Annotated in this window: 11 protein-coding genes; 10 read left to right on the top strand and 1 reads right to left on the bottom strand. The window is 73.8% G+C overall.

Going from position 1 to position 12,034, the window contains the following annotated elements:
* Positions 1 to 150: 150 nt before the first annotated feature.
* From OEIGOIKO_RS25320 to OEIGOIKO_RS41775, 4 genes are all read left to right on the top strand, one after another.
* Positions 151 to 1,386: an allantoate amidohydrolase gene (locus OEIGOIKO_RS25320; RefSeq protein ID WP_125058934.1), complete on the top strand. Its 1,236-nt coding sequence runs from the start codon at positions 151 to 153 to the stop codon at positions 1,384 to 1,386.
* Between the two features lie 74 nt (positions 1,387 to 1,460).
* Entirely contained in the window at positions 1,461 to 2,786 is a 1,326-nt protein-coding gene (locus OEIGOIKO_RS25325; RefSeq protein ID WP_125058935.1) for a formimidoylglutamate deiminase, read from the top strand.
* A 29-nt stretch (positions 2,787 to 2,815) separates the two neighbouring features.
* Complete coding sequence (gene hutI, locus OEIGOIKO_RS25330) at positions 2,816 to 4,021, top strand: imidazolonepropionase (RefSeq protein ID WP_125055945.1); 1,206 nt, start codon at positions 2,816 to 2,818, stop codon at positions 4,019 to 4,021.
* 177 nt (positions 4,022 to 4,198) lie between these two features.
* Positions 4,199 to 4,639 (top strand): hypothetical protein, encoded by a 441-nt coding sequence (locus OEIGOIKO_RS41775; protein WP_170251848.1) that lies wholly within the window; start codon positions 4,199 to 4,201, stop codon positions 4,637 to 4,639.
* Between the two features lie 147 nt (positions 4,640 to 4,786).
* Here OEIGOIKO_RS41775 and OEIGOIKO_RS25340 read toward each other — a convergent pair whose 3' ends face one another.
* Positions 4,787 to 5,794 carry an RNA polymerase sigma factor SigF gene (locus tag OEIGOIKO_RS25340; protein ID WP_174857214.1) on the bottom strand — a complete coding sequence of 336 codons (1,008 nt, stop codon included), beginning with the start codon at positions 5,792 to 5,794 and terminating at the stop codon, positions 4,787 to 4,789.
* A gap of 261 nt (positions 5,795 to 6,055) precedes the next feature.
* Between OEIGOIKO_RS25340 and OEIGOIKO_RS25345 the strand changes: the two genes are divergently transcribed.
* From OEIGOIKO_RS25345 to OEIGOIKO_RS25370, 6 genes are all read left to right on the top strand, one after another.
* Positions 6,056 to 6,424, top strand: coding sequence for an STAS domain-containing protein (locus tag OEIGOIKO_RS25345; RefSeq protein ID WP_031009365.1), 369 nt, complete (start codon positions 6,056 to 6,058; stop codon positions 6,422 to 6,424).
* 181 nt (positions 6,425 to 6,605) lie between these two features.
* On the top strand, positions 6,606 to 7,103 hold the full coding sequence (locus OEIGOIKO_RS25350; protein ID WP_031009363.1) for an ATP-binding protein: 498 nt from the start codon (positions 6,606 to 6,608) through the stop codon (positions 7,101 to 7,103).
* Between the two features lie 351 nt (positions 7,104 to 7,454).
* Positions 7,455 to 8,240 (top strand): LPXTG cell wall anchor domain-containing protein, encoded by a 786-nt coding sequence (locus tag OEIGOIKO_RS25355; protein ID WP_125055947.1) that lies wholly within the window; start codon positions 7,455 to 7,457, stop codon positions 8,238 to 8,240.
* A gap of 89 nt (positions 8,241 to 8,329) precedes the next feature.
* On the top strand, positions 8,330 to 9,367 hold the full coding sequence (locus tag OEIGOIKO_RS25360) for a COG1470 family protein (protein WP_125055948.1): 1,038 nt from the start codon (positions 8,330 to 8,332) through the stop codon (positions 9,365 to 9,367).
* Positions 9,368 to 9,375: 8 nt separating this feature from the next.
* On the top strand, positions 9,376 to 10,527 hold the full coding sequence (locus OEIGOIKO_RS25365; RefSeq protein ID WP_246177530.1) for a hypothetical protein: 1,152 nt from the start codon (positions 9,376 to 9,378) through the stop codon (positions 10,525 to 10,527).
* Complete coding sequence (locus OEIGOIKO_RS25370) at positions 10,527 to 11,981, top strand: hypothetical protein (protein ID WP_246177531.1); 1,455 nt, start codon at positions 10,527 to 10,529, stop codon at positions 11,979 to 11,981. The genes OEIGOIKO_RS25365 and OEIGOIKO_RS25370 overlap by 1 nt, the downstream gene beginning before the upstream one ends.
* Positions 11,982 to 12,034: the final 53 nt, after the last annotated feature.

Here is a 12,034-nt window from a genome sequence, read left to right on the forward strand (position 1 = left end):
GCCGCCGGGAAGCCGGGGGCGCCGGCGGGTGCCGCTGGGCGCTCCGGGAACCCGACGGGTGCCGCCGGGCGCTCCGGAAGCCCGGCGGGTGCCGCCGGAACACCGGAGGGACCGGGGAGTGCGGGCGTCGCCGGGCCGTCCTTCCACGAGATGTGGCGCGACCTCGCGCCCATCGGCCGCCACTCCGGCACCGGCGGCTACCGCCGCTTCGCCTGGACCGGCGCCGACGCCGACTGCCGGGCCTGGTTCGAGGCCCAGGCCCGCGCCCGCGGACTCGCCTACGAGCAGGACCGCAACGGCAACCAGTGGGCCTGGCTCGGCGCCGCGTCGGCCGCGGACGTGGCCCCCGGCGAAGCCGTCGTCACCGGCTCCCACCTCGACTCCGTCCCGGACGGCGGCGCCTTCGACGGCCCGCTCGGCGTGGTGTCCTCCTTCGCCGCCCTCGACGAACTCCGCCGCCGGGGCGCCGAGCCCGCCAAACCGCTGGCGATCGTCAACTTCGGCGACGAGGAAGGCGCCCGCTTCGGCCTGGCCTGCGTCGGCTCCCGGCTCAGCGCCGGACAGCTCACCGTCGAAGCCGCCCACCAGCTGCGGGACGGCGACGGCATGACGCTCCCGCAGGCCATGGAGCGGGCCGGTCACGACCCGGACGCCATCGGCCCGGACCCCGACCGCCTCGCCCGCATCGGCGCGTTCGTCGAACTCCACGTCGAACAGGGCCGCGCCCTCGACCTGACCGGCGACCCCGTGGGCATCGCCTCCGCCATCTGGCCGCACGGCCGCTGGCGGTTCGACTTCCACGGCGAGGCCAACCACGCGGGCACCACCCGCCTGGCGGACCGGCGCGACCCGATGCTCACCTACGCCGCGACCGTGCTCGCCGCCCGCGAGAACGCCGAGCTGGCCGGCGCGCTGGCCACCTTCGGCAAGATCAGCGTCGAGCCGAACGGCGTCAACGCCATCCCGTCGCTGGTCCGCGGCTGGCTGGACTCCCGCGCCGCCGACCAGGAGACGCTGGACACCGTCGTCGCCGCCGTCGAGCGGGCGGCCGCCGAACGCGGCGCGCGCGACGGCGTCGACGTCCGGGTCACCCGGGAGTCCTTCACCCCCGTCATCGAGTTCGGGCACGCCCTGCGGGACGAGCTGGCCAAGATCCTCACCCACGCGGCGGACCGCCGCCCGGGCGGCGCCCGCGAGGTGCCCGTGCTGGGCACCGGCGCCGGACACGACGCGGGTATCCTGTCCGCCACCGTGCCCACCGCCATGCTGTTCGTACGCAACCCCACCGGCGTCTCGCACTCGCCCGCCGAACGCGCGGCCGAGGACGACTGCATCGCCGGGGTGACCGCACTCGCCGACGTACTGGAGGGCCTGGCGTGCAGGTGACGCCGCAGGAATCCGGGCCGGCCCCGCGGCCCGGAGGCAACGGGCCGGGGCCGGCCGCCCCGACGACGTACTGGCTGGAACACGCCTGGCTCGGCACGCACGTCGAGCCGGGCGTGGCCGTGGACGTGGACCCGGCCGACGGCCGCATCAGCGCCGTACGCACCGAGGTCCCCGCACCGCCGCCCGGCGCCGAACCGCTGCGCGGCCTGACCCTCCCCGGCCTCGCCAACGCCCACTCGCACGCCTTCCACCGCGCCCTGCGCGGCACCGTCCAGGTCGGCTCCGGCACCTTCTGGACCTGGCGCGAGGTGATGTACCAGGTCGCCTCCAAGCTCACCCCCGACTCCTACTACGCCCTCGCGCGGGCCGTCTACGCGGAAATGGCGCTGACCGGCATCACCTGCGTCGGCGAATTCCACTACCTCCACCACGGACCGGGCGGCTCCCGCTACGCCGACCCCAACGCGATGGGCGAGGCCCTGATCGCCGCGGCCGACGAGGCGGGCATCCGCATCACCCTGCTGGACACCGCCTATCTCTCGTCCGGCTTCGGCGACCCGCCCGACCACCACCAGCTGCGCTTCGCCGACGGCACCGCCGACGCCTGGGCCGAACGCGCCGCGGCCCTGAAGGACGGCCGCCCGCACGCCCGCATCGGGGCGGCCGTGCACTCCGTACGCGCCGTGCCGGCCGACCAGCTGAGCACCGTCGCGCAATGGGCCGGGCACCGGGACGCGCCGCTGCACGTCCACCTCTCCGAGCAGACCGCCGAGAACGACGCCTGCCGCGCCGCGCACGGCTGCACCCCCACCGAACTCCTCGCCGCCCACGGTGTCCTGGGCCGCCGCACCACCGCCGTGCACGCCACCCACCTCACCGGCGAGGACGTCCGGCTGCTGGGCGACACCACCACCGGCGTGTGCATGTGCCCCACCACCGAACGCGACCTCGCCGACGGCATCGGCCCCGCCGTCCAGCTCCAGGCCGCCGGCAGCCCCCTGTCGCTCGGCAGCGACAGCCACGCCGTCATCGACCTCTTCGAAGAGGCCCGCGCGATGGAGCTGGACGAACGGCTGCGCACCCGCACCCGCGGCCACTGGACCGCCAACGCCCTGCTGCGCGCCGCGACCGCCGACGGCCACGCCGCCCTCGGCTGGGACGAGGCGGGCACCATCGAACGCGGCGCGCTCGCCGACCTCACCACGGTCGCGCTGGACTCCGTACGCACCGCGGGACCGCTGCCCCGGCTGGGCGCCGAGACGGCCGTATTCGCCGCCTCCGGCGCCGACGTGCGCCACACGGTGGTCGGCGGCCGCCAGGTCGTACGCGACGGAGTCCACGTACGCGTGCCCGACGTCCCCACCGCACTGGCCGAGGCCATCGCGGCCGTACACGGCTGACACCGCGGCCGAAGGAGAGCACCCCCACGATGAACGCGAGCACCACGGCCGCGGAGCGCGCCGCCACCGGCCGCACCACCGCCATCACCAACATCGCCACCCTCGTCACCAACGACCCCTCCCTCGGTGAAGGCCCCCTCGGTCTGATCCAGGACGCGGCCGTCGTCCTCGACGGCGACCGCGTCGCCTGGATCGGTACGACAAGCAAAGCACCCGCCACTGACAGTCACGTCGACGCGGGCGGCCGCGCCGGGATCCCGGGCTTCGTGGACTCCCACTCCCACCTGGTCTTCGGCGGCGACCGCACCGCCGAGTTCAACGCCCGGATGTCCGGCCGGGCCTACTCGGCCGGCGGCATCCGCACCACCGTCGCCGCCACCCGCGCCGCCACCGACGAGCAACTGCACGCCAACGTCGCCAAGTACCTCGCCGAGGCGCTCCGCCAGGGCACCACGACCCTGGAGACCAAGTCCGGCTACGGCCTGAACGTCGAGGACGAGGCCCGCGCCCTGCGCATCGCCGCCGCCCACACCGACGAGGTCACCTTCCTCGGCGCGCACATCGTCTCCCCCGACTACGCCGACGACCCGGCCGGTTACGTCGACCTGGTCACCGGCCCGATGCTGGACGCCTGCGCCCCGCACGCCCGCTGGATCGACGTCTTCTGCGAACAGGGCGCCTTCGACGGCGACCAGGCCCGCACGATCCTGACCGCCGGCAAGGCCAAGGGCCTGCTCCCGCGCGTGCACGCCAACCAGCTGCACCACGGCCCCGGCGTACAGATCGCCGTCGAACTCGACGCCGCCTCCGCCGACCACTGCACCCACCTGGACGCCGCCGACATCGACGCGCTCGCCAACAGCGCGACCGTCGCGACCCTGCTGCCCGGCGCCGAGTTCTCCACCCGCGCCCGGTGGCCCGACGCGCGCCCCCTCCTCGACGCGGGCGCCACCGTCGCCCTGTCCACCGACTGCAACCCCGGCTCGTCCTTCACCAGCTCGATGCCGTTCTGCATCGCCCTGGCCGTACGGGACATGAAGATGACGCCCGACGAGGCCGTCTGGGCCGCCACCGCCGGCGGCGCGGCAGCTCTGCGCCGTACCGACGTCGGCCGCCTGACCCCCGGCGCCCGCGCCGACCTCGCCCTCCTCGACGCGCCCTCGCACGTCCACCTCGCCTACCGCCCGGGCGTCCCCCTCGTCTCCGACGTCTGGCACCGGGGCGTACGCGTATGAACCGCGCCCTGCGGCGGTATCCGGTACCGGTCTCCGCGAAGATCACGTAATGTCCGGGACCGACACGGACAACTGACGCAGTCCCCCGCAGAGTCGGAGAAACCTTCGCCGGAGTCAGCGCGGCCGGAGGTGACTCCGGCGTGCGTGCGGGGTGGCTGCGCGGGGGAAAGGATTCTCATGCAGTCGACCCGCCTCAAGGCCCGCCTCGCCGGCACCGCGGCCACCGTCGCCGTCCTCGGCGGCGCCGCCCTGGCCACCGCACCGGCCGCCGCGGCGAAGGCGAACGTGATCTCCATCGACCAGGTGACGCTCGACGGGCAGCGGCTCTCGGTGCACCTCGGCTACTCCTGCGACACCGGCTACACCTGGGGGCTCTCCGGCAAGGCGGTCAAGACGGACGGACCGGCGGCGTCCGCCAGCGGCACCGTCGCCGGCGGTGACCTCACGTGCGACTACCGCAGCCGCTCCCTGAAGCTGGACCTGACGCAGGCCGCCGGCGCGCACTTCGCCGCAGGCGACGAAGTGAAGGTCACCGTCGACTTCACGGAGGAGAACGGCCCGGGCCTGGAGGGCGAGGAAATCATCACCACGCTGCAGGCACCCGCGCCCACGCGGTAAGCACCCGCCACAGCGCGCGCCAGGCACCCGCCGCAGCCGCCGGTACAGCAGAGGAGGGCCCGTCCCGGACAGCCGGGGCAGGCCCTCTTCCACGCGGGCGGAGGCCGGCCCGTCAGGCCGGCCGCGACCGCGAAGTGTCCGCCGGACTCACTCCTCGACCATCAGCCCCTTACGGAGCTTGACGAGCGTGCGCGACAGCAGCCGCGACACGTGCATCTGGGAGATGTTCAGCTCCTCGCCGATCTCCGACTGCGTCATGTTGGCGACGAAGCGGAGCGAGAGGATCTTGCGGTCGCGCGGGGGCAGCTCGGCGATCAGCGGCTTGAGCGACTCGACGTACTCGATGCCTTCGAGGCCGTGGTCCTCGTAGCCGATGCGGTCGGCCAGCGCGCCCTCGTTGTCGTCCTCCTCCGGCTGGGCGTCCAGCGAGCTGGCCGTGTAGGCGTTGCTCGCGGCCATGCCCTCGACGACCTCGTCGTTGGTGATGCCGAGGCGTTCGGCGAGCTCGCTCACCGTCGGGGAACGGTCCAGCTTCTGCGCCAGCTCGTCGCCGGCCTTGGCCAGGTCCAGGCGCAGCTCCTGCAGGCGCCGGGGCACCCGTACGGACCAGCTGGTGTCGCGGAAGAAACGCTTGATCTCGCCGACGATGGTCGGCATGGCGAACGTCGGGAACTCCACGCCGCGGCCGAGCTCGAAGCGGTCGATCGCCTTGATCAGGCCGATGGTGCCGACCTGGACGATGTCCTCCATGGGCTCGCTGCGGGAGCGGAACCGGGAGGCCGCGAACTTCACCAGCGCGAGGTTGAGTTCGACCAGGGTGTTGCGGACGTACGCGAATTCGTGGGTGCCTTCTTCCAGCGACTCCAGGCGCTGGAAGAGCGTCTTGGACAGGGCCCGCGCGTCCACCGGACCCACCTCGGCGTACGGGGGGATCTCGGGCAGTCCGTCGAGCTCGGGGATTCCCGTCGTGTCCGGTGCGGACGATTCAGATGTGATCTGCGGGGAATGAGACGTCTGGGACTGTTCGGGCAGGGCGGCCTCGGACAGGACGGCCTCGGTGAGGGCGGCCTCCGCGAGGGTGGTCTCTGACAAGGGAGTCGACGACGCGGTCTCCGTGGTGTCTTCGGTGCGCAATTCGTCGAGCCGGGGTGACATGTTGTCCTCCATCGTTCTCGGCATATGGCTGCCGATGCCTCTACGCGAAGCTGCGGTGTGCGGCGCCTCCAAAGCCGGCCGTTTCGAATGTGTCCTTACTACGCCTACCTGGGTTTGCCGGAAGATGGCAAGTGCGTGTTGTCCGGGTTTGCTGAGAATTACGTATTGTTCGGCTACCAGCTGTGTGGATCGAAGGCGTAGTGTTCGGTCAGCGCAGTCGTAAGCAATCGGACGCCGAGACAGCAAGAGGGGTGCACGCGCATGGACCGCGGGACGGTCGGCAGTGCCAGTCGGGGACGGCTCAATGTCGCGATCCGGCATCAGGGTGCCAGCGCGATCGTGACCGTCGCGGGTGAGCTGGATCACCACACCGCGGACCTGTTGCGGGAATCACTTGAAGGGTGTGTCGCGGACGGCTTCGCGCGACTGGTCGTCGACTGCTCGCAGCTGGAGTTCATGGACTCCACCGGCTTGAACGTACTGCTCGGCGCCCGCCTGAAGGCGGAGGCCGGGGGAGGCGGAGTACATCTGGCCGGGATGCAACCGGTGGTGGCGCGGGTCTTCGAGATCACTGGTGCGGACGCGGTGTTCACCGTGCACGACTCCCTCGACAAGGCTCTCGCCGACTGACGGTGGCGGCGCAGGTGACGTACTACGGGGGGTTCCTCCCGTGCGCGTTGCCCGCGTCACAACTTCCGTACCCAAGAAGTGGGTGTTCTCACGGTCCCGTCGGGCAGGAGACATCTGAATCTGTTGAATCTGTCAGGTAACCGCTATCCGTGAAATGGCGAATCGGTGAGGTGAAGCGCTGATGAGCACCACCCGGCCGTACCCGCCGGGCGACCTCGGCCCGGAGCCGGGCAACGCCGGCGCTCCCTCCGCCTCCCCGGCCGTGCCGGCCGGCCAGATCCGCAGGCTGCGCCTGGCGGGTGTGCAGGGAGCCGTCGCGCGAGGCCGTGACTTCGCACGGCAGGCCCTCCACGACTGGGGCTGGCTCCCGGCCGCCGGCGCCGACCAGCGGGCGGCCGCCGAGGACGTCCTGCTCGTGGTCTCCGAGCTGGTCACCAACGCCTGCCTGCACGCCGAGGGGCCCGAGGAACTCCGGCTGCGCAGCAACGCCAAGGTGCTGCGCATCGAAGTGACCGACCTCGGCGCGGGCTCGCCCGCGCCCCGCACCCCCCACCGGGCGGGGCGGCCCGGCGGACACGGCATGTTCATCGTGCAGCGCCTGTGTCTGGACTGGGGGGTCGTACGCAACCCCGACGGCACGGGCAAGACCGTGTGGGCGGAGCTGGCGGCTCCCTCTTAGGGCCCCTGGGCGGGGCCCTCCTTCGCGCCCCGGGGCGGCGGGGCGCGGCGTGCGGCGACGTACGGCCGGGGCGGCGCGACCGGGGCGGCGTGGCTCCGTGGCCGAGCGGCCGGTGACGCGTACGTGCCCGGTGACGCGTCCGCGCCCTCTGCCTCGTACGCACCCCGTGCCCCCTACGCCCCTCCCGCCCCGTTCTCCGCGCTCCCCGCCTTCCCCCGGCGTCCCGCGCCGTACGGATCCGGCCTGTTCTGTGACTTCCCTCGACAAGGTCCCCGGCGTACCTTGAGCCACCGATCTGATGTGCCGTCAGTAACATCGGGCGGCGCTCAACCGCGAGAAGGGGAACTCAAGGTGGCCCGCTTCTACGAACAGCACGCCGCGCGCCCCCGCCGCCGCGCGGCCGGCCTGGCCGCGGCCGTGGCGCTGACGGCGGGGTCCGCGGTCCTGCTCACCGCGCCGGCCGCGCAGGCCGACGTCGTGGACGTCAACTACCAGTGCAAGACGCCGATCGGGAACAAGGGCGCGGTCTCGCCCATCGACATCAGGAGCACCCGGAGCGGCAGCGCGTACAAGCTCGTGATGTCTTTCCAGAAGGGCGTCTCCTCCAGCCCCGTCGAACTGGGCGCGGGCGCCATGAAGCCGAGCGCGCTCATCAAGGTGGGCGGCGCGGAGGACGGCACCGTGCCCGTGTCCGGGCCGCCCAACGACAAGGCGATCCCCGCCAACACGCCCATCAAGATCAGTGACCTGAGCGGGACGTACACGCCCCAGAAGAGCGGCAAGGTCACCTTCACCGCTTCGACGCTCACCATCAAGGCCCTCGGGACGACCACCACCTGCACGCCCGTCAACAACCCGAAGCCGTCGCTCACCCTGGACGTCAAGAGCGCGGGCGGAACGGGGAGTTCCGGCGGAACGGGCGGTTCCGGCACCACGGGCGGCAGCGGCACCGGCGGGACCACGGGCGGCTCCGGGAGCAGCACCGGCGGCTCGGCGGGCACCTCCGGCGGCGGCGAGCTGCCGCAGACCGGCCCGGCCGACTCCGCCGTCGCCCTCGGCACGCTCGGCGGCACGGTGCTGCTCGCCGGCGCGGCAGGCGTCCTCTGGCTGACCCGGCGCAACCAGAAGCGCGCCTGAGGCCGCCCCCGGCCCGGGAGCCCCGCACCCTCCCGCCCCGCCCCGCACGCGTACGAGCACAGCACCTGCACCAGCCCCAGGAGCCGCCGATGCCGTCCCGTACCCGCTCGGTGGTCCCGGGCGCAGCGCTCGCGACCGCCGTCGCGCTGCTGAGCCCGGCCGGTGCGTACGCCGCGCCCGTCCCCGGCTCGTCCGGCCTGGCCGGTGCGTACGCCGCGCCCGTCCCCGGCCCGTCCGCCCCGGGCCCGTCCGCCTCCGCCCCGGGCCCGGGTGGCGGGCGGTGGACCGCCGCGCCCGCCCCGGGAGGCGGAGCGCGCCCGAGCGCCCAGGACCGCCCGTACTTCTACCTGGAAGGCGCCCCCGGCGCGGTCCTGGAGGACCGGCTGTCGCTCACCAACCCCGGCGGCAGCGCGGTGACGCTCCGGCTGCGCGGCGGGCCGACCGGGTCCGGCGGCTGGATCTCCACGGCGGGCAAGGAGGTACGGGTACCGCCGCGCACCCGGGCGGCCGTGCCCTTCACCGTGACCGTCCCCAGGGACGCGACCCCGGGCGACCACCCGGCTGCGCTCGTCGCCGAAGGGGGCGGCAGGACGGCCACGGTCCCGGTGCACCTGCGGGTGACCGGGCCCGCGCTCGCCGCGCTGAGCGTCGAGGACGTGGCGGTGGAACGTCGGGGAAGCGCTGCTGTCATCCGCTACGTACTGGTCAACCGCGGCAACACCACGCTCACGCCACGTCTCGCGGTCGACGCCGATGGGCTCTTCGGACCGGCCCTGCGCCGCGCAGCGCACACCCTCCCCGTCACGCTGCCGCCGGGCCACCAGGTCCCGCTGACCGAGCCGTGGCCCGATCCGCCCGCGCTGGACTCGGTGGACGTCCGGCTGACGGCCACGGCGGCAGGCGGCGCGCGCGGGACGGCCGGGGCCTCCTACACGGCGGTGCCATGGGGTGCTGCCGCGCTGCCGCCCCTGGGACTGCTGGCGGGAGCGGCCCTGTGGCGCGTACGGCGCCGGAGGCGGACGTCGGGGCTTCGGCACGGCGCTCCGGCGCCGGAAGCGCCACAGGGGCCGTCACAGGAGCCCTGTGCGGCCTCTGTGACAGCCTCCCGGGCCGGGGCGGACGCATGAGCGGCCGGATGAGCCCCTTCATCGTCCTTCTCTGCCTCGTCCTGCTGCCCGTACCCGCCGCGGCATCAGCCGCTCCTCAGGCCGTCCCCGCTCCGCAGACAGCCCCTGCTCCGCAGACAGCCCCCGCTCCTCAGGCCGCCCCCGCTTCGCAGACAGCCGCCGCTCCCCGTATCCAGCTCTCCGCCCAGGAAGCGGGCAAGGGCGGCACCCTCACCGTGACCGGCAGCGGCTGGCGCCCCGGGACGCTGCTCACCCTGCTCATCTGCGGACAGAACATGATCGGCGGCACCAACGCGTGCGCCAACGGCGACGGGCGGGCCGTGACCACCGGCCCGGACGGCTCCTTCCGCAAGGATCTCCCGGTCGCGGAGCCGCCGAAGCCCTGCCCGTGCGTGGTGCACGCCGCCACCGTGACCGGCGCGCCCGCCACCGCCGACGCCCCGTTCACGGTCGCCGGGCACCCGGTCGCACCGCTGCCGCGGGCGGAGCCGGGCGGACGGCTGAGCGTCCTGGCGCCGCCCCGGCTGGAAGGCTCCAGCGGCCTGCTGACCTGGTTCGGCGCACCGGCGCGGCGTCGGCTCGTGGTCACCGTGGGCAACGTCGGCGCCACCCCGGCCAAGGACCCGGTCTTCGAGGTCGGCACCTCGCACGGCGTCTTCGCCCCGCAGTGGGAGGAGCGGCCGTGGCAGGGGACGGTGCCCGCCGGGCGGAAGCAGCGGATCGAACTGCCGGTGGAGCTGCCCGCCGGGGCGCACGGCGACTATCTCGTGTCACTGAAGTACGGCGGCAAGGTCCTCGCCGAGCAGCCGTGGGGCGTCGGGCGGCCCTGGGGCGTGACGCTGTTCTGGATCCTGCTGTGCGTCGTCGTGCCGGCCGCCGTCTTCCGTATCGGCATGGCGGTCGTCGACCGGGTCCGCCCGCGCCCGGGAGCCACCCGTACGAAGGGCCGGCCGTGGGGGAAGGCCGTACCGCGGGCTCCCCGGCGTGCGGCGGCCGCCGGGCGCCACCGTGGTCCGCGCGCCCCCGCGCCCCGCACGGCGGAGCCCGCCCCCGCGGACGGCGACGCCGCCGCACCCTTGCCGTGGTTCACCCCGGACACCGCACCGTCCGCCACCACAGCACCACCCACCGACCCGCCGACGTCGAAAGGTTCCCCGTGATGGTCCACGTGCTGAGGCAACGCAGTAGAGCGAGCGCGGGCGGCTTCGCCCTGATGCTCGCCGGTGCGGGCATTCTGGCGAGCGCCGGACCGGCCGGTGCCGCGGAGACGGCGTACCGGACCGAGTGCGTACCGCCGCCGATCTCCGGACTGCCCGCGATCCAGGGCACCACCAAGGTGGAGGTGACCGCGCCCGCGACGGCGAAGGTCGGCGACGAGGTCGAGGTGGTGTGGCGGACGGTCGAGGCCGCGTCCAAGAACCCCGACATCCTCGACCTGGACAAGGACACCGTGCAGCCCAGCGGGAAGATCAAGGTGGGCGGCGCGCAGAGCGGCGAGCTGAGCGTCCAGGGACCGCGGCAGAACCCGCCGATCCCCAAGAACAGCCCGATGAAGCTCTCCGACATGAAGGGCACCCTGAAGCTGGAGAAGCCCGGCGAAATCACCCTGGCGCCCGGCTTCTACAACATCAACGTCAACAAGCCGATCTCCACCGACACGAAGTGCACCCCGAAGGAGGAGGTGCGGCCCGCCGCCACGATCAAGGTGACGGACGGCGGCGGCTCGGGCGGCACCACCGGGGGCGGTACGGGCGGTGGTGACACCGGCGGCAGCGGTACGGGCGGCAGCACGGCGAGCGGCGGTACGAGCACCGGCAGTACCGGAGGCTCCGCGGGCGGCTCGGACACCGGCGGTTCGACCGGCGGCGGTACGAGCGGCACAGGCGGCTCCTCCGGCTCCTCCGGCTCCTCCGGCTCCTCCGGCTCTTCCGGCGGCGGAGGCGACCCCGACGGCACCTCCTACACGGGCAAGCAGGTCCAGGTCCCGTACGCCTGCAAGACCCCCATCGGCGACAAGAAGGCCACCTCCCCGGTGCAGATCGACGCCACCAAGAAGGGCGGTGCCTACGACCTGACCGTGAAGTTCGCGAAGTCGGTGATGGACAGCCCGGCGGACATCCCGGCCGGCGCGGTCAAGCCGTCCATGCAGGTACGGGTCGGCGGCGCCGACAAGGGCACGGTCACAGCCGGCGGCCCGGCGAACACGGAACCCATCAAGGCCGGACAGCCGATCGCGATCCCCGACCTGAAGGGCACCTACACCCCGGGTGCCACCGGGAAGGCGACCCTGACGCCGGGCGTGCTGACCGTCAACGCCCTGGGGACGACCACGACGTGCACCCCGGAGAAGGACCCGGGTGTCTCCCTCGCCCTGGACACGACGGCCCAGCAGGGCGGCACCGGCGGCGGCTCGTCCGCGTCCGGTGGCACGTCCGGCGGCTCCGGCGGCTCGATGGGCCCGGCGAGCGCGGGCGGCACGTCGGGCGGCCTGGCGGAGACCGGCGCGGGCGACCACGGCGGCCTGCGCGCCCTCGCCCTGATCGCGGGCACGGTGGTCCTGCTGGGCGGCGCGGTCTTCACCTTCGTACCCGGCCGGACCCTGCGACGGCGCTGAGCGCGCACGACCGGGCCCCGCACAACGCAGGAGGGGCCCGGTGCCCCATGGCA

This window comes from Streptomyces paromomycinus (genome assembly GCF_003865155.1).
In the GTDB taxonomy this organism is placed as follows: domain Bacteria; phylum Actinomycetota; class Actinomycetes; order Streptomycetales; family Streptomycetaceae; genus Streptomyces; species Streptomyces chrestomyceticus.